The organism is Peribacillus frigoritolerans, from assembly GCF_040250305.1.
GTDB lineage: Bacteria > Bacillota > Bacilli > Bacillales > DSM-1321 > Peribacillus.
The window spans coordinates 2,281,237-2,299,799 of the sequence record NZ_CP158190.1 but is presented as its reverse complement, the minus strand read 5'-3'; the positions used below and the strand labels follow the sequence as shown (position 1 = coordinate 2,299,799).

15 protein-coding genes are annotated in these 18,563 nt (G+C 37.6%); 3 read left to right on the top strand and 12 right to left on the bottom strand.

Going from position 1 to position 18,563, the window contains the following annotated elements; translation table 11 throughout:
* The first annotated feature begins 79 nt into the window (after positions 1 to 79).
* Both ABOA58_RS11290 and ABOA58_RS11285 read left to right on the top strand, forming a co-directional pair.
* Positions 80 to 1,510 carry an FAD-binding oxidoreductase gene (locus tag ABOA58_RS11290; protein ID WP_350302361.1) on the top strand — a complete coding sequence of 477 codons (1,431 nt, stop codon included), beginning with the start codon at positions 80 to 82 and terminating at the stop codon, positions 1,508 to 1,510.
* Positions 1,507 to 2,076, top strand: coding sequence for an MFS transporter (locus tag ABOA58_RS11285; protein WP_350302360.1), 570 nt, complete (start codon positions 1,507 to 1,509; stop codon positions 2,074 to 2,076). The genes ABOA58_RS11290 and ABOA58_RS11285 overlap by 4 nt, the downstream gene beginning before the upstream one ends.
* 247 nt (positions 2,077 to 2,323) lie before the next feature.
* On the opposite strand, the gene ABOA58_RS11280 is transcribed toward ABOA58_RS11285, so the two are convergent.
* Both ABOA58_RS11280 and ABOA58_RS11275 read right to left on the bottom strand, forming a co-directional pair.
* Positions 2,324 to 3,208 carry a DMT family transporter gene (locus ABOA58_RS11280; protein ID WP_350302359.1) on the bottom strand — a complete coding sequence of 295 codons (885 nt, stop codon included), beginning with the start codon at positions 3,206 to 3,208 and terminating at the stop codon, positions 2,324 to 2,326.
* On the bottom strand, positions 3,209 to 4,165 hold the full coding sequence (locus tag ABOA58_RS11275) for a DMT family transporter (protein WP_350302358.1): 957 nt from the start codon (positions 4,163 to 4,165) through the stop codon (positions 3,209 to 3,211).
* Positions 4,166 to 4,281: 116 nt separating this feature from the next.
* Here ABOA58_RS11275 and ABOA58_RS11270 point away from each other — a divergent pair, with 116 nt between their 5' ends.
* Positions 4,282 to 5,625 carry a PLP-dependent aminotransferase family protein gene (locus ABOA58_RS11270; protein ID WP_350302357.1) on the top strand — a complete coding sequence of 448 codons (1,344 nt, stop codon included), beginning with the start codon at positions 4,282 to 4,284 and terminating at the stop codon, positions 5,623 to 5,625.
* A 99-nt stretch (positions 5,626 to 5,724) separates the two neighbouring features.
* On the opposite strand, the gene ABOA58_RS11265 is transcribed toward ABOA58_RS11270, so the two are convergent.
* From ABOA58_RS11265 to ABOA58_RS11220, 10 genes are all read right to left on the bottom strand, one after another.
* Positions 5,725 to 6,324 (bottom strand): nitroreductase family protein, encoded by a 600-nt coding sequence (locus ABOA58_RS11265; RefSeq protein WP_350302356.1) that lies wholly within the window; start codon positions 6,322 to 6,324, stop codon positions 5,725 to 5,727.
* Positions 6,325 to 6,435: 111 nt separating this feature from the next.
* Entirely contained in the window at positions 6,436 to 7,413 is a 978-nt protein-coding gene (locus ABOA58_RS11260; protein WP_252269646.1) for a ring-cleaving dioxygenase, read from the bottom strand.
* A 443-nt stretch (positions 7,414 to 7,856) separates the two neighbouring features.
* The gene (locus ABOA58_RS11255) at positions 7,857 to 8,780 is read right to left on the bottom strand and encodes a DMT family transporter (RefSeq protein WP_350302355.1); all 924 of its coding nucleotides are present in this window, start codon (positions 8,778 to 8,780) and stop codon (positions 7,857 to 7,859) included.
* 402 nt (positions 8,781 to 9,182) lie between these two features.
* Entirely contained in the window at positions 9,183 to 9,626 is a 444-nt protein-coding gene (locus ABOA58_RS11250; RefSeq protein WP_413017147.1) for a MaoC/PaaZ C-terminal domain-containing protein, read from the bottom strand.
* A gap of 195 nt (positions 9,627 to 9,821) precedes the next feature.
* Positions 9,822 to 11,288 carry a GntP family permease gene (locus ABOA58_RS11245; RefSeq protein WP_350302354.1) on the bottom strand — a complete coding sequence of 489 codons (1,467 nt, stop codon included), beginning with the start codon at positions 11,286 to 11,288 and terminating at the stop codon, positions 9,822 to 9,824.
* A gap of 254 nt (positions 11,289 to 11,542) precedes the next feature.
* Positions 11,543 to 12,337, bottom strand: coding sequence for an enoyl-CoA hydratase/isomerase family protein (locus tag ABOA58_RS11240; protein ID WP_350302353.1), 795 nt, complete (start codon positions 12,335 to 12,337; stop codon positions 11,543 to 11,545).
* Positions 12,338 to 12,523: 186 nt separating this feature from the next.
* Positions 12,524 to 14,074, bottom strand: coding sequence for an acyl-CoA synthetase (locus ABOA58_RS11235; protein WP_350302352.1), 1,551 nt, complete (start codon positions 14,072 to 14,074; stop codon positions 12,524 to 12,526).
* 441 nt (positions 14,075 to 14,515) lie between these two features.
* The gene (locus tag ABOA58_RS11230; RefSeq protein ID WP_434547777.1) at positions 14,516 to 15,886 is read right to left on the bottom strand and encodes a sigma-54 interaction domain-containing protein; all 1,371 of its coding nucleotides are present in this window, start codon (positions 15,884 to 15,886) and stop codon (positions 14,516 to 14,518) included.
* 280 nt (positions 15,887 to 16,166) lie between these two features.
* On the bottom strand, positions 16,167 to 17,150 hold the full coding sequence (locus ABOA58_RS11225) for an alpha-ketoacid dehydrogenase subunit beta (RefSeq protein ID WP_350302350.1): 984 nt from the start codon (positions 17,148 to 17,150) through the stop codon (positions 16,167 to 16,169).
* Between the two features lie 12 nt (positions 17,151 to 17,162).
* A complete protein-coding gene (locus ABOA58_RS11220) occupies positions 17,163 to 18,158 on the bottom strand; it encodes a thiamine pyrophosphate-dependent dehydrogenase E1 component subunit alpha (RefSeq protein ID WP_350302349.1) in 996 nt (331 codons plus the stop codon).
* Positions 18,159 to 18,563: the final 405 nt, after the last annotated feature.

The window sequence follows — 18,563 nt, the reverse complement described above, 5'->3', positions numbered from 1 at the left end:
CAGGGTAACTCCATTAACTTTTTCATTATTTTCTATTGAGTGTCAGTCATATTAAATGAGGAGTCGAAAGCCAGATATCATGAAACGATTTTTATTTATCATCCTATATGCACTATTATTTGGATTATCGCTGCAGGCTTTTAATTTCAAGCTTGACCACCCTATTGCCAAAGATATCAGCCGGCTGATGCCGGTTAAAATGAAAACGATTAAGGCGGAAGATAGTGAAGAAGAAATCAAAAAGGTCGTTTTGGATGCCGAAAAAAACGATGATCCCATTTCAATTGCCGGAATGCAGCATAGCCAAGGAGGACAGACATTATATCCAAATGGGGTCCTGCTCGATATGAAGCACTATGATAAAATACTTGATTTTGATGTTAAAGAAAAACGCATCACGGTCCAAAGCGGAGCAACCTGGGCTGCTCTCCAGGAATATATCAACCCATATGGACTTGCGCTGAAGGTCAGTCAATCTCAAAACATTTTTACCATCGGCGGGTCTTTGAGCGTTAATGTCCATGGCCGCGATATCCGTCATCATGCCTTGATAGAAACCGTGGAATCTTTTAGATTGCTTAACGCAAAAGGACAAATCCTAACAGTGAGCCGCGAAGAAAATTCTGAGCTCTTCTCTTCGGTTATTGGCGGGTATGGTTTGTTTGGCGTAATACTCGATGTAACACTCCACCTTACCGATGACGAACTTTATAAAATTAAAACTAAATCACTCCATTATGATGAATATACGTCGTACTTTAAAAGAGAAGTTCTCCAAAACGATGATGTTAAAATGCATCTTGCAAGAATATCTGTTGCTCCTGGCTCCTATTTGGATGAAATGTATGTAACGGACTATTATAAGGCTAATGACCAAACACAACTATCTGACTACAATACTCTCAAACGGGAAACGATCATTGCCGTGCCTAAATTCTTTCTTGGCCTATCACGTTTTAATGACTGGGGTAAAAAAAGGTTTTGGGAAACTCAAAAAACCTATACGGCCAATATTGATGGCAACTTGGTTTCGAGGAATAATGTGATGCGGTCGGACTCAGCCTTTATGGATTACAACAACCCCACCAAAACTGAAGTGCTCCAAGAATACTTCATTCCGATTGATCAATTTGCTGATTATATCGATGATTTAAGAAATACCTTATCTGATGAGAAAGATTTTAATTTATTAAATATTACAATTCGTTATGTGGAACATAATGATGAATCACTCATGTCCTATGCCAAGGATGATATGTTCGCTCTTGTAATGCTCATCAATCAAGGGACAGATAACGATAGTAAGGAAAATACGGGAAGGGTCATCCGTAATATGATTGATGTGACGCTTGACCATAACGGCAGCTACTATTTGCCCTATTATGGGTATCCAACCCAGACACAATTATTTGAAGCGTATCCGCGTACTGAGGAATTCTTTCGATTAAAAAAGAAATATGATCCTGATAATCGCTTCATGAATCTTTTCTATGAGGAGTATCATCCATGAATTATAAACGTTTTGTTTTTTACCAAGGCACTGTTGGAATGGCTGCCAGCATGATTTTCCCTTTTTATATTTTGCTAATCAAAAATGTAGGTACAAGTTATTCGCAATTCGGGTGGGCATATGGAATATTTTCATTGACTGCAGCACTTAGTTATCCTTTAATCGGAAAATTCACTGACAAAGCCGGTGACAAAGCATTTCTCCTTATCTATTCATGGGGGATGGCACTTATCCTTCTTGCCTTTCCCCTCGCATATGAAATTTGGCATGTCTATCTCCTGCAAATCATTATGGGGGTACTTGGGGCAGTGCAAAAAAACACTGAAAAAACGGTACTGGCAAGATATGTTACGAAGAAAACAGCGGGAGAGGAAATTGGAAACTACCATGTTTGGACATCCATCGGTGCTGCGGCTGCGGTGATTGCAACCGGATATTTAGTCGACTTTTTAACAATCGGCAGCATCTTTTACATTGCCTCCTTAATGTTTGCCTGGAGTGGATTTATTATAATGAAGATTGAGAAAAATACTTCACTATCTAATGCAGAAAAAATAAAAATATAAGCATTTATTACTGGTTAGCGCCAATAAATCGTTACCCCTTTTAGTAGAAGAAGCATCTGCATTAACCTCAGCAGATGCTTCTTCTACTATATAAATCATTTACGGATCAAAAACAAAAAAGATCTTACAAAGATATAATAAACCTGCTCCCCTTTTCTCAATTTGGTTTCGTTAAATATACGAGTTCTGAAATTACTGCGTTTATTAGTACAATTAAAGATAACGGACCAGAGCACATATAAAAATACTACTTTCTTATCAACTTGGTTATTATTTTTCCGTCTAAAAAAACTAATGACATCATAACTATTCCCATTCCAATCAACTGATGAATAGACAACGCTTCATGTAAAAATAAAAAGCCTAAAATCATTCCGATGACAGGCACTATATAATTACTATATGAAGTAAATAATGCGCCTTCTTGCCGAATCAGCCTATTAAATAAGGCATAAACAACACCTGCATGGAAAATGCCTAAAATCGCTAAGTAGATTGATTGAGATCGTGCTAAATCCAATTCGAAAGATTGCTCAAACAAAAGGGACATGGGTATGAGCAATGCACTGGCAATCAGTAATACATTTCTCATATGAATAACGGAAGATCCCTCGTTTAATTTCTCCATGAAAATCAATGATAATCCAAAACTCATGGCAGCCAATATCAATAGGATGTTCCCCTGAATACTGTTAGAAAGGTCTTGGATTCCTTGTGTTGGCCAGGAAAGGACGACGATGCCTGCAAATCCGAATAGGATACTTGTAATCTCCGGCCTTGTGCTTTTTCTTTTGAAAAATGCTAGTAAAAAGAGGATGGTAAAGACGGGAACCATTCCAATCAGCACCGCTGCGATACTGCTAGGCACCGATTTCTGGCCTTGTGCAATAAACACGAATGGCAGTACAACCTCGAAAAAAGCAATGATTATATACCATTTATAATAACTCCTGGGTACTCTTCGCTCTTCTTTTGATAAAAAAAAACCAAAGAAGAGTAAACAGATACCGCCGATACATGCTTTGATGGCTGACAATGTAATAACCCCAACATTTTCTATGACTAATGCAATAAAGAAGAATTGAGATCCCCATATACCACTAATCAAGAGTAGCAACAAATATTTATTCATTCACTTTACCTCCCTTTTCAGCAATGGATCGGCAACATTCTTACGGATATGTTTTGACCGATTTCCACCAAAATAGTTCGTGCCGATTACCCCAGCAAGAATAATCATTGCACCTATAACGTGATAATAATGAATGGATTCATGTAAGAAAATCACCCCTGCCATGATCGTAATCAATGTCGCTAAATTACTAAAAACGCTCATTTTAGATGCTGGTAATATGGATAATGCATAGTTTGATAAAAAAGCAGTAAGCAGTGACGATAATGCACCAAGATATAAGATTGAAAGGAGAAATGCACTACTTGTGAAGGGTAATAAAAAGCTACTAAAAGATTGGTTAATTACATGGTTGATGATGGCCATACTATTAAAAGCCACAAAACCAAAGAACGTCATCACATAAGTTAACGTAAATAGTGAATATTGCTTTGTTACCTTCCTCGCCACCACATTATAGAGAGCGGCAGCAATCGAGGATAATAAGATCAGGATCGTTCCTTTCAAACTGTGAGCCGCAATTTGCAAGTCATTCATGACAAAGATAAAGATAACCCCCATCACAGATAAATAAAGAAAAAATTTCTGACCTCTACCAGCGTATTCTTTCAAAAATAATGAAGCTGATAATAACGTAAAAATTGGTATGGTCGCTTGGATAATACCCGCTTCTGAAGATGAGGTATACAAGAGGCCAAACACTTGAAATGTAAAGAATAAAATTGGATAAAGGAACACCAACGGAAGAATTTTCAAAGTATCCTTTGCACTTATTTTCACTGATGTCCTCCTATATAGCTTAAAAATTATGGCGATCAAAAAAGCCATCGTAAATCGATGTGCCAATGTATCTAACGGACTAGCTTCCATTAATGATATTTTTGTAAAGATAAATGAAAATCCAATAATAATGGCATATAGTATCGCCGCAAAATAGGCTTTTTTATTTTCTGGCATATTTAGTAACTCCTCCTTTTCAACACCCGGCCGGTTGTTAGTATCGTATTAAAAGTTCCACTACGATACAATACAAATAAGAAGCATCTGTAACGGTACAGTTTTAGGAGGTATTCATGCTAAAATACATAGCCTTGTTTAATGAATTTGAATCTCTCATCCAGAATGGACGGCTCAAAGCGGGCTTTAAACTCCCATCTATTCGTCAATTAAGCGATCAACATCAATGTAGTAAAAGTACAGTCTTGAAAGCACTGCAAGAATTGGAAAAGAGGCATTTAATCTACGCGGTTCCTAAAAGTGGATATTATGTCGTCCAAAAAGAATTTGATGGTAAAAGCGAACCAACAGCGGACATCGACTTTGTTACCTCCGCTCCCGCTTGGCATCAATTTCCGTATAATGACTTTCAACATTGCATCAACAAAGCCATCGATACCTATCAGCAAGAATTGTTTATCTATGGCACTCCAAAAGGACTGCCCTCTTTAATTAAAGTGATACAAAAACAATTAGAGCAGTATCAGGTTTTCGCAAAAGAAGAACAGATTTTCATCACTTCTGGCGTGCAGCAAGCACTTTCCTTATTAACGTTCATCCCCTTTCCAAATGAACGTACCGATATTCTTGTTGAGCAGCCTAGTTATCATCTATTTGTGGAGCAATTGAAAGCGTACAAGATTTCCGTGCTAGGAATCCAACGAACAGCAGAAGGTATTGATTTAGGGGAATTAGAACGGATATTTAGTGATCAGAAAATTAAATTCTTTTATACGATGCCTCGTTTTCATAATCCGTTAGGGACTTCTTACTCTAAAATGGAAAGAGAGGAGATACTAAAACTTGCAGTAAAGTATGGTGTCTATATTGTAGAAGATGATTATTTAGCAGATTTCGAAGAAAATATGAAGGCAGACCCTATTTTTTCCGGGGATACCCATAACATGGTCATTTATTTAAAAAGCTTCTCTAAAATAATGTTTCCAGGATTACGCATAGGTGTTGCCGTATTGCCTAAACCATTAGCGGACAGCTTCCAACTATATAAAAGAACAGCTGATATTGATAGTTCCATGATTTCACAAGCAGCCTTGGAAATCTACATAAAAAGCGGTATGTTTGAACGCCATAGAAACAAGGTGCGTCTCTCCTATTTAGAGCGTGCAAACTTGCTATATGATGCTCTAGAAAAGCACTCTACCCTAGGCTTTTTTCGCCCAGCATCCATATGTATGAACGCACATATCGTACTGCCTCGTCGTTTAAATAGTACTCACCTCATCAATAACTTACAGAATCAACAAGTACTGGTAGAGACGATGGGTCAAAATTATATAGATGGCTTTCACCAGGACAAAATATTAAAATTAAACGTGTCCAATACAAATATACAAAAACTTGACCAAGGAATAGCTCTCATTTTTAAAGAATTGAATAACAAGCAGAACTATTACTTATAAAGCTTTTACATAAGGTATAGTCACTTTCCACACAGGGCAATAAACAAAAAAGAGCCAATTAGAATTGGCTCTTTACAAGGTTGCTCTTATCAGTCCACTTTATTTATAAAATTTTATACGATCCTCAAGTGGTTTGAATTCTTTATCACCCGGTTGAGCTGTTGGATTTCCAAATGGCATTTGTGCAATTAATTTCCAATTACTTGGAACATCCCATTCTTTTTTCACTTCATCATCAATTAGAGGATTATAATGCTGTAAAGTTGCTCCCAATCCTTCTGCTTCAAGTGCTGTCCAAACAACTAATTGATGCATGCCTGATGTTTGTTGTGACCAGATAGGGAAATTATCGGCATACGTTGCAAATTGTTCTTGAAGTGATTTCACAACAGATTCATCTTCAAAGAATAATATTGACCCATATCCAGCTTTGAAGGAATCCATTTTTTGTTGAGTGCCAGAGAAATCTCCCTCACCAACCGCTTTCCTTAAAGCCTGCGTCGTAATATCCCATAATTTATCATGGGCCGATCCTGTTAAAACAACAAGGCGGGAAGATTGGGAATTAAAAGCCGATGGCGTGTGTTTTACCGCAAATTCAACTATTTCTTTAATTTTCTCATCGGATACTCCGACCTCTTTATTGATCCCATAATATGAACGTCTCTCTTTAATGGCCGTGTAAAAATCTTTTGTCATAAGTCATTCCTCCAGAGCATTTTTTCTATTTCAAATGATTATTCCATTTTTTATTTTCTACCTGTTTTAGTATGGGCATAAACCAACATATCATTCGCTAAAGATTGTCAATTATTCTTTAATGAATTCTTTGGTGCTTCTTACTGTATCAATGGGACGGACCAACTTTTCGATTTGCTCCCTCTTTGATTCTAAGAACGGTGGTAAAGATAATTTTTCCCCAAGCGTTTCATACGGCTCATCCCCCATAAATCCAGGACCATCCGTGGCAAACTCGAATAAAATTTGCGGCGCCACTCTTACGTAAAGCGACTCAAAGAAGTGACGATCAACATAACCGGACGTATGAAATTGGAAGCTTTCCATTCGTTTGATCCATTCTTCCAGAACGGAACGGTCTTCAACACGGAAGGCTGTATGGTGAACAGTCCCAAAACCCTGCCGTGCCTGAGGGAGGATCGAATTATGCTCGACGATAACTTGAGCACCATTCCCACCTTCCCCTACCTCAAATAGGTGAAATGATCCTTCCTTGTCTATTTCTTTGAATAATAGGACTTTTTCCATCATTTCTTTAAAGTAATCGAAATTGGCGATCCGAATGAAAATTGGTCCTAATCCTGTAATAGCGTATTCCAGAGGAATAGGCCCTTTTTGCCAAGGGATTCCAGCTGCAACCCCTTCATTATTTTCATCTGAAATCAATTGATATTGCTGATCATCAAAATCCACAAAAGAAATGATCTTTTTGCCAAACTGTTCTTGGATTCCTGTATTTTTTACCTCTAAACGGTCAAAGCGTTTAACCCAATACTCCAATGCCGCATCAGTCGGTACACGGAAGGATGTTTTGGAAATCTCATTAGTCCCATGCTCTCCTTTAGGAATACCAGGAAAATCGAAGAATGTCATGTCAGTACCCGCACCGCCAACATCGTCGGCAAAAAACAGGTGATAGGTTTGGATATCATCTTGGTTAACTGTTTTCTTGACTAAACGCATGCCTAATATATTTGTGAAAAATTCATAATTCTTTTCTGCACTACTTGTTATGGCCGTTACGTGGTGTATACCTTTTAATCCATTCATAAATTATTCCTCCCATTATAACGATTCATTTTTTGGATGTTCAGCTTTTTCATTAATCCCCTATATTTTTCCTTCAATAAGAGTGGCTATTCATTAAAGGGGTTTGATAAGGTTTTACATGCTTTTCTTTTTATCTCGAATTAATATATCTTAACTTAAAGATAATTTATCACGAATGCCATCCACTGTCAACAACATTATCTCAAATTAATATATCTCAAAATCAAAATAATTTCAGGCAAAAAAACACAATGTCAATTTTCCTAAAGTAAATACCATTCTGTATATGGGTTAATGTCTATAGCTATAAATAGCGGCAAAGACAATCAATCACTTCTTTGGCAAAAATAAATCAGAATTAAGTAAAACTATTAAGGTGTTTCAATACGAAAGCCCCCAGGATAAAACAAAATCTTTACGTGAGGGCTATTTCGTTTGGTTTCTTATTTTACGTGATGCAATTCCTTTTGTTTTCCGGATGAAGAGTTTGTGCCATCATTTTCTTTTGACTTCTTAGAAGATAGATAAACTCCTGCGAAAATAATCAGCAGGCCAATAATTACATTTGGACTAATTTCTTCTCCAAGCAAGACATAGCCCCAAACCATAGCGGTTGCAGGAATAAGATATGTAACAGATGCGGCTAACTCAGGGCTGCCATTTTTATTGATGTAGAAATAGATCAGCTGGCCGACCCCAGAGCCAAAGCACCCAAGACCGATTATGGCGAAAATCGTCAGCGGTTGCATCAACATCACTGGCTTAATCGGCTCTGTTATTAGCATCCCGATCAAACCGATAACGGCACCCGTGAGCAGCGTAAACGTCGTAATGACCAATATGCTGGTACTGGAAAGAAATCTTTTCGTAAAATGACCGGCAAAACCATAACAGATGGATGCTAGCAGCATTGTCCCAATCCCGATGAATTCCTTTCCGAAAAGCTGACCGATTTGAAAATCCATCAATACTAGAATTCCGAAGAAACCAATTAGAATGCCCATCCATTGTCGGGCGGTTAGAACGTATGAAAAAATGATAAATCCGATGATCCCCGTCCAGATCGGAGTGGTTGCATTTAGAATCGATGCCGTGCTGCTGTTAATCTCTGTTTCACTTAAAGGTATTAATCCCCATGCTAATCCGCAATTGAAGATTCCGACAACGACCAGTGCTTTCCACGGCAATTTCCAATTGATTTCCCTGCGCTTCCACCATAAAATGGGAAGCAGAACAACAGCACCCGCCAAACAGCGGAGAAATACAATCCCCCAAATGCCCGCAGGCGGTAGCAGCCACTTCATAAAAACAAACGATAAACCCCATATCAAACTAAGGCCGATTAAAGCCCCGTATAATCGAAGCATGATGTTCCCCCTTCCTACTTTCCTATTATGACAAACATTGTTAGGGATTTCATATAAAATCTTGCTATATAAGATGAACTTGAAATTTTTTTCAACCAAAATCGAAACAACACCCTATAAAAGATAAAGATGTCTTAAAAAACTAAAGAGGCTTGAGTTCATAAAAGAAGGCAAGCCAGTGTGCAGGCTTGCCTTCATCTAAAAATGAAGTAAAAAACGCAGCTTGTTATTTCGTTTCTTCAGCCTACCGCCCGTTTAAATTTCTGTGCTATAGTTTGGGATAATACCTTTTACTTAGAATTTTCTCTTATACCCATAAGCTAATTTGATATTGATATTAGTAATAAGTACGTTTTATCTGCTCAAATATTTACGTTTGTCGCCTAATAAATCAAGTGATTATTATATTTTTACATCGGCATCAGAATTGACCATTATTTTCATATTGGCGATGGCTACAGTTTCTCCATTTTGTTTTTTTATTTCTTGGATGACTGTTACAACACCTTGATAGCCCTTTTCAAAAAGATCAATCACTTTTAATTCTACATGTATCGTGTCCCCAATAAAAGTAGGGCTTGTAAATCGTACTTTCTCCAAACCATAAAATGCAACGACGATTCCTGGTTCAAATTGAAATAAGCCGGTTGCAGCCGATAGTATAAGCATTCCGTGGGCTATCCTTTGCTTAAATTGTGTATTTGCTGCATACTCCTTATCAGTATGGAGAGGAAACCAGTCACCGCTAAATGCAGAAAACATTACTAGATCTGCTTCGGTTATAGTACGTCCTTTCGACACCCATGTTTCTCCGATTTCATATTGATGGAAATATTTATTAAACATTATTCCAATCTCCTTCTACTTGGGGTTAAATTAGCAGGCGGAAAATTCAGATACTAAATACTATAGAATATATAATTTAGTGATAGTTTTTAAAATCAACAACTATAAAAAATGTTTTGAAGACGTACTATTTGATGTAAATAGCGTTTAAAGCTAGAAATCGAAACTTATTTTCCAATGCTCACCGGCAAATATTTAAACGATGGCAAACAAGCTGAATATACCAATTACAAAGAATACAGCAAGTGTCTTTATAATGGTAATAACAAAAATGTCTTTATATGCCTGGCGATGAGTGAGTCCCGTAACAGCCAGAAGAGTTATTATTGCTCCATTATGTGGCAAAGTATCAAATCCACCTGCTGACATAGCAATGACACGATGTAAAACTTCCAACGGAATGTCAAAATGAGCAGCTGTTTGTATATACGTATCCGCCATTAGGCTCAACGTAATGCTCATCCCACCAGATCCAGAACCAGTAATGCCGCACAAAACATTTGTCATGATCGCCCCATTAATTAAAGGATTCGAAAACATACCAGTAAGATAGTCTTGTATCACAGTAAAGCCGGGTAAAGCTGCAATCACACCCCCAAAACCATATTCGGTTGCCGTATTCATGGTTGCAAGCAATGCCCCACTAATCCCTATATTAATACTCGAATTGAATTTTAATTTGACAGCTTTTAAGTTTAATAAGACGGTTGCTATTATTCCGAGAATAAGAGCCATCTCTACAGACCAAACACCAATAACTTTAGACATATCAACATTTCCATAATCTTTTAACCCAATTGCAGCAAAATCAAATCCTTTGGCATACCAAAGAGGAAACGACTCAGTAAAAAACTTATTCATTACTCCAACTAACACCAACGGAATAAAAGCAAGCCAGTCTTTTCTACTTATAGCTTTTTCAGAATCCATTCCCAACTTATTAGTCGTTTCCACCGATAAAGCAGAACTAGCTGCCATTTCTGCTTCAGCAGCTTCCTTATCAATAGCTTTATCCCCAATTCCAAAATACCCTTCACCATTTCTAGCTGCCTTATGTCGACAATGATTTAAATATAAAAGGCTCAAGGAAATGATAAATATCGCCCCAATAATCCCCAATGTCGGTGCAGCATAGATGTCAGTTTTAAAGAATCCCGTTGGAATGACATTCTGAATTTGGGGAGACCCTGGAAGTGAATCCATTGAAAAGGTAAAAGCACTAACTGCAATTGTCGCAGGAATTAAACGCTTTGGAATATTAGCTTCGCGAAACAGCTGAGCAGCAAATGGATAGATGGCAAACACTGCAACAAACAAACTAACTCCGCTATATGTCAGGATTGCGCCCATTATCACAATGGCTAGAATGGCTTGTTTAGCCCCGATAAAACGGACAATAATTTTAGCTATGCTCTTTGCAACACCGCTTATTTCAACCAATTTCCCAAAAATAGCACCTAGTAGAAAAACCGGGAAATATAATTTAACAAACTCAACCAACTTAACCATAAATATATTAGAGAAGAAAGGTAAAACATGTCCAGGATCCGTTAAAAATACAGCAAACAAAGCGCACAATGGTGCAAAAAGAATAACAGAAAATCCTCTATATGCTAGAAACATAAGTAATCCTAGTGAAATAATAATTATCATTACATCCATATTGAATTCCCCCTTTTTCTCAAAATATAATGTGTTATCATTTGTTGCTGGTTTGAATGCATTGCCCCAAGACTTCTTGCGCATCATAGTCCACTTTTCTAGTGAACATAAAGTAAAGAACATTAATTAATTTCCCGAATAGATTTATTGTTTTTTAAAATAACTTTATCTATTTAGTTTATTAACAAAAATTAGTAACTGCAAAATCTTCTTTTTTCAAAAATTGGACTTGACTCTGGTTTTGTCATGCAGGATTACTGATCAACGAAGTTCGGCTCTCTTTTATTAATAAAGGCTTCAACGCCTTCCTTAACATCCTTCGTCTGAAAAACATGACCAAAATTTTCAGCTTCAACCATGAGTCCATCTTCAAGTGTTTGTTCATAACCATAATCAATAGAATGCTTTGCAAAAGTTAATGATTGTAAAGAATAATTGCAAATACATTTTGCGATTTCGATTGCTTTATTTATGGATTCGCCCTTTGGCACGACATGATTAACAAGGCCTATTTGTTTGGCCTCTTCTGCATTCAGTGGCTCACCAGTAAAGATCAATTCTTTTGCTTTTGCCTTACCTATCAGTCTAGGAAGTCTTTGAGTTCCCCCTGCCCCTGGAAACAATCCCAATTTAATTTCAGGAAGTCCAATCCTAATTTGTTCCTCCGCAATTCGAATGTCACAACTTAAGGCAAGTTCACATCCTCCACCTAATGCTAATCCGTTGATTGCAGCAATGGTTGGACGTGATAGACGTTCAATTTTATTAAGTGGTTCCTGAAGCCAAAGTGATTTCCCCTTTCCTTCTTCGACTCCTTTTCCTATCCATCCTGGAAATTCTTTAATATCTCCTCCAGCAACAAAAGCTCTTTCGCCCTCACCTGTAAGGATAATGACCTTAACCTTGTAATCGCTTTCAATTTCATCCACCACAAGATTCAATTGTTCTATAACATCTGCGCTTAATACATTAACAGGTGGATTATCAATAATAATCATTGCAATATTACCCTGTTTTGACCATGAAACAACTTGATTTTTATTATTCATCGGCTTTCCTCCTCAACCTTAAGTGTACTTGTGGGTTCCAAATATTCTTGCATTGTTGAAAACGTGCATCAGTAGGTAAACCCAGATATCTTTATAGAATCCATAGTGGTTATGTGCATTTTAAAAAATTGAAATAATGTATTTATAAACTTGTAACTTTTTAACCTTTGGGAAATTCCTTATTTATTACTTACCACTAAACTGTTTTCGAAGAATAAACTTTTGAACCTTACCGGATGGGGTACGTGGAATTTCATCAACAAATGTAACCTTTCTAGGTTTTTTGTAGCTAGCAAGATGTTCCTTACAGTAATTAACAACATCTTCTTCCGTAAGTTTGGCCCCTTCTTTTTTGACAATAACAGCACATACAGCCTCAATGTATTTCGGATCAGGAATACCAATTATAGAAACTTCCTTCACTTCCTCATGGCGATATAAGACATCTTCAATTTCCGCTGAGTATATGTTTTCACCACCGCTTCGAATCATATCTTTTTTTCTGCCTGCAATTGATAGATACCCATCATGATCGAATTTTCCCATGTCTCCTGTTTTACACCAACCATTCACAAATGTTTCCATTGTGGCATCAGGTTTCCTCCAATACCCCTCAGAAACCGCTGGACTTTTAATAGCGATTTCACCAATTTCACCAACAGGCAAGGGCGTTCCATCCTCATCAATAATATTAATTTCTGTAAGTGGCATCGGCTTTCCAACGGTATGGCCTTTTGTAAAAGCATCCTGTGGTTCAAGCGAAGCCGCAATTGGTTGTCCTTCAGTTAACCCGTAAACTTGAACAACTCCAATTTGAGGAAACCTCTTTTTTAATTGTTCTAATGCCCATGGCATTAGCGGATCACCACCTGTATAAATGGTTTTTAAAGAAGTTAGCTGATAATCTTTAATTTCAGGCAAATTTAGCATTTCATAAATCATAAAAGGGAATAAAAAAGCATCGGTCACATTTTCCTGTTCAATAACGGAAAGAATTCTTCCAATCTCGAATTCTTGGCTTTTTGTAATTATTACGCTTCCACCCATCATGAGAATAGGAAGTGCGATATCTTCCATCGCTCCAACATGGTATAGTGGTCCTGTCGTCATCGCAACTTCTCTCCCTGTAAATTTCCATTTCAGCGCTTGTATCGTAGAAAACCAGAAAGTTGTATCATGAGTCCAAATCGCACCTTTAGGTCTTCCCGTTGTGCCTGATGTGTACATCAGCATGACCGGATCGTTTAATTTGATGTTATCGACTTTGACCTCATCTACCGAACCACTTTCTAAAACACTCCATGACTCAGACCAACCTGGGATTGAGCCATTTCTATGAGGAAGACAAAAATAACGCTCAACAGGAACATGATTACAAACTGATTCCAGCTGATTGGCTAAGTTCGAATGGAAGCACAATATTTTTGTCTGTGAATCATTTAATGCATACTCAAGCTCAGCACTTGATAGCCTAAAATTAAGTCGAACGGCAATTGCGCCGATTTTCGCAATGGCAAAATATAGACTAAAATATTCGAGACAGTTGTAAAGTAAAATACCGACACGATCCCCTTTACGAACTCCTAATTCGTAAAGCTTGTTTGCATACGCATTTGATATATGGTGGAGATCCATGTAAGTCATTGACTTTCCTACTTCTTCTTTTATTGCTATTTTTCTAGGATTTATATTATTTAAATCATTTGCCATTTTTCTTGTTATAAAACCGACATCCAATGAAATTCCTCCTTTTCAATGTGTAAGCAGATTCAAATTACAGATCTCGAAGCGCAAATTTGTTCAAAGTAATTCTTACTACACAAGGGCCTCTTAAATGCCATTAAAATGACCACTCGTCTTTATCGATTCCTTTCCTCCTTTCTTCAAATTTGAATGCAAGATTCATTCCAACACGTAAACCCCCTATACTGACTTACTTTTTCTAATTATCGTGGAATATTCAATTAATTATTTTCTGATTTTTCAGAAAAGAATTAAAAAAAATCAACTGAATTTAGATCAGTTGATTCTTTATTCATTAATTTTCATAATTTAAATACAAATTAGAGCTGTTCTATAGTCTTTTTCTCCTTTAATGTGAACTTTATCTACACTAATATGGAAATTAAAATATTAATCCGGGATTTCGGAATGAATTCTGAAATCCCGGATTAATATTTATTGGTCAGAAATCCGATATTTTTTTATTTTATCGTAAAGGGTAGAATTCCCTATTCCAAGAGTTTCCGCAACCCGTTTTTTATCAAACTTAAACCTTCCTAACGCTCTTTCGATTGCCTTCTTTTCTGTTTCCTCCACAATATCCTTTAAACTTTCTTCTTTCATTTTAACGTTATGACGTTTTAGATAATCAGGTAAAGCATCTTTTCCGATTACTTCGTCATTTGATAGGTGAACACCTGCATCAATCACATTCTCTAGTTCTCTGATATTCCCTGGCCAGTTATATTGCTCTATTACTGAAAGCACCTCAGGATGTACAGAAGTTACTCGTTTTCCTATTCGAGCTGTGACTTTTTTTAAAAAATAATCAACAAGTACAGGGATATCTTCAATTCTATCTCTTAAAGGAGGAACAAATAATTGGACAGCATTAATTCTATAAAATAGGTCTTCACGAAATAGCTTTTCTTCCACCAATTTTTCTAAAGGGCGATTTGTTGCAGCAATCACTCGAACATTTAGTTTTTTTGGATAAAGCGAACCTACAGGCTCAAATTCCTTTTCCTGAAGAACCCTTAATAACTTGACTTGCATATGCTGAGGCATATCACCAATTTCGTCAAGGAAAACAGTCCCACCATCAGCAAATTGGAACTTTCCTATTTTCCCTCCCTTGTTTGCCCCTGTAAAGGCACCTTCTTCATAACCGAAAAGTTCAGATTCTAACAAGTGTTCCGGAATTGAAGTACAATTTATTTTCACAAGTGGTTTGTCACTTCTCCCACTTAACTGATGAATGCTATGTGCTATTATTTCCTTGCCTGTACCGCTTTCTCCTCTAATTAGTACAGAGATATCACCTCTAGCAACCCTTTTCACATGTTCTTTTAACTGTTGTATTTCTTGTGAATTTCCAATTAAATTGTGTAAGGAATACTTTACTCCATTTGTAACTTCTCTTTCATTTTTGTAAAAATTATGTTTTGTCAGTATCTCCTTAATGTGGCTATTCATTTTGTTCCAGTCATCAAGATCACGAAACATTATTGTCCCAATCGCACCAATTATTTCCTTATTCTCGATTATAGGAATGCGATTAGCGATAACAAAATCACCACGAAGAAAATGTATATCAGCGATTTCCGATTTACCTATTTGCACTACTAGGTGTAGCCTTGTATTTTCAATTATATTCGTCACATGTTCACCAATCACTGTACTGCGTTCAACATTTAAAAATTCACAATATTTATTGCTAATATATTGAATTTTTGCGTGACTATCGACAATTACAATTCCATAATATGTACTTTCAAACACCATATCTAATAGTTTATTATTGGATAATTGTCCAGTATTCATCATTAGTTCTCCTTTACCTAGAATGCTTTACCATATAATACCACGCATTTTATTCAATATATATTTACGAAGTGAAAATTCCCCAAAAATCACTGAGTTTTAAATGCTCTCCCTAACGTAATCCAACGGATTTTTTTTTCACTATAGATGATTTATTCAGCGCAAAAAAAAAGCCTGGCAACCTTTTTTATAGTTGCTAGACTTACGTTCATTTTTAAGATCATTCCCAATATAAACAACAATTTAAACGGATGCCCAAGGTTTGTTCCTCCATGCCGATCATCTAATAGGCAGCCAGGTCACGCAGTGCCTTTTCCACTTTTTCTGGATTCACCATGAATGATTTCTCTAATGATGGTGAATATGGCATTGCTGGAACATCCGGACCCGCGAGTCTCATGATTGGGGCATCGAGATCGAAGAGGCAGTTTTCTGCAATGATCGCCGATACTTCACTTATGATGCTCCCTTCCTTATTATCTTCAGTAATCAATAGGACTTTTCCGGTTTTAGATGCAGCTTCCATAATGGCTTCTTGATCTAATGGATAAACGGTTCGTAAATCAAGTATATGAACAGATATGCCATCACTGGCCAGCTTTTCAGCTGCCTGAAGCGCAAAATGAACACAAAGTCCGTAAGTAATCACTGTAACGTCCTCGCCTTCACGTTTTACATCCGCTTTACCAATGGGTAAAACATAATCATCATTCGGCACTTCTTCTTTAATTAGGCGATAGGCTCGTTTATGTTCAAAGAAGAGGACCGGGTCATCATCGCGAATGGCTGCTTTCAATAACCCTTTCACGTCATAGGGTGTAGAGGGCATGACAATTTTAAGTCCCGGTTGATTGGCAAAAATGGCTTCAACGGATTGTGAATGGTATAACGCCCCATGTACGCCCCCACCGTATGGAGCTCTGATGACGATAGGGCAGTGCCAGTCATTATTGGAGCGATAACGGATTTTTGCAGCTTCCGAAATGATTTGGTTGATTGCAGGCATGATAAAATCAGCGAATTGCATTTCCGCAATCGGCCTCATTCCATACATGGCCGCGCCGATGCCAACTCCTGCGATTGCGGATTCAGCAAGCGGTGTATCAATAACACGCTGCTCCCCGAATTGTTCGTATAACCCTGAAGTCGCTTTAAAAACGCCGCCTTTTACCCCTACGTCCTCACCTAAGACAAATACTCGGGAATCACGTTCCATTTCTTCCCGCATCGCCATTATCACGGCATCTATGTAAGATATCACTGCCATCTTTTTTCCTCCTTACCTTTCTGCGTAAACGTATTTTGTGAGCGTGTCTTCATTTGCAAATGGAGCACTTTCCGCATAATCCGTCGCTTCGTTCACAACTTCCATTATTTCCTCGTTCATTTGTTTCTCCATGAGCTCATCCATTATTCCTGCCGCTTTTAAATAGGCGCCAAAAGTAATGATCGAATCTATTTTTTTTGCCTCCGATACTTCATCAGGCGACCTGTATTGACTATCATCATCATCGCTTGAGTGTGGTGTAAGCCTGTAAGAAACCGTTTCGATTAAGCTTGGGCCTTCACCGCGCCTTCCTCTCTCAGCAGCTTCTTTTACCACCCGGTATACTTCGATCGGATCATTTCCATCAACCGTCACCCCTGGCATGCCATAACCAATGGCCCTGTCGGACACTTTCTTGCAAGCCAATTGCTTTTCAATCGGGACGGAAATGGCATACTGATTATTTTCGCACATCAAGATGACCGGAAGTTTATGTACACCTGCAAAATTCGCTCCTTCATGGAAATCACCTTGGTTTGATGAACCCTCTCCGAATGTAACGAATGAAACAATATCATTTCCTTCCATTTTCGCAGCGAGTGCAATCCCCACTGCATGTGGCACTTGAGTGGTAACTGGCGAAGATCCCGTCACGATGCGATTCTTTTTTTGCCCAAAATGCCCAGGCATTTGACGCCCGCCTGAATTAGGATCTTCTGCTTTGGCAAAACTGGATAACATTAAATCCCTGGCGGTCATCCCAAACGCGAGCACCACTCCGAGATCCCGATAATAAGGAAGTACATAATCCTTTTCACGGTTCAATGCAAATGCTGCACCCACTTGTGCTGCTTCTTGCCCTTGACAAGAAACGACAAATGGAATTTTTCCAGATCTGTTCAACAGCCACATCCGTTCATCAATTCGTCTTGCCAACAACATAATTCTATACATCTCAAGCACCTGCTCATCACTAAGACCTGCCTGTAGATGGCGGTTTTCAACCATATGTCATCATCCCTCCTAATAATTAAACCTTTTCCCTGTTAAAACCAGAATATTTTGCTCATGCTGGCACCCAAATTTAAAAATGGGTATCTGTATCACAAATTACTAACCTTTCTTATTAGATGTTTGTTTTTCTCGCAAACTTAAATCCTCTTTTGTATCTAAGGAAGAAAAAGCTCTTTTATGTATGCATGCTTGCCATTTAAAACCCATGCGTTATCATCTAGTATTATTACCTGGTACTAACTCAATGCAATATTATCCTACCACTTTTCATCTCCCATTTTCAAGTTAATTTCACTTTGTATGGGTTGTTTTCATGCGAAAGCCTTGCCTGACTTGAAAACTCATTTCCATACATGCACCAAAGACTAAACACTGGGGTGTTGAAGTTATTTTTTTGTT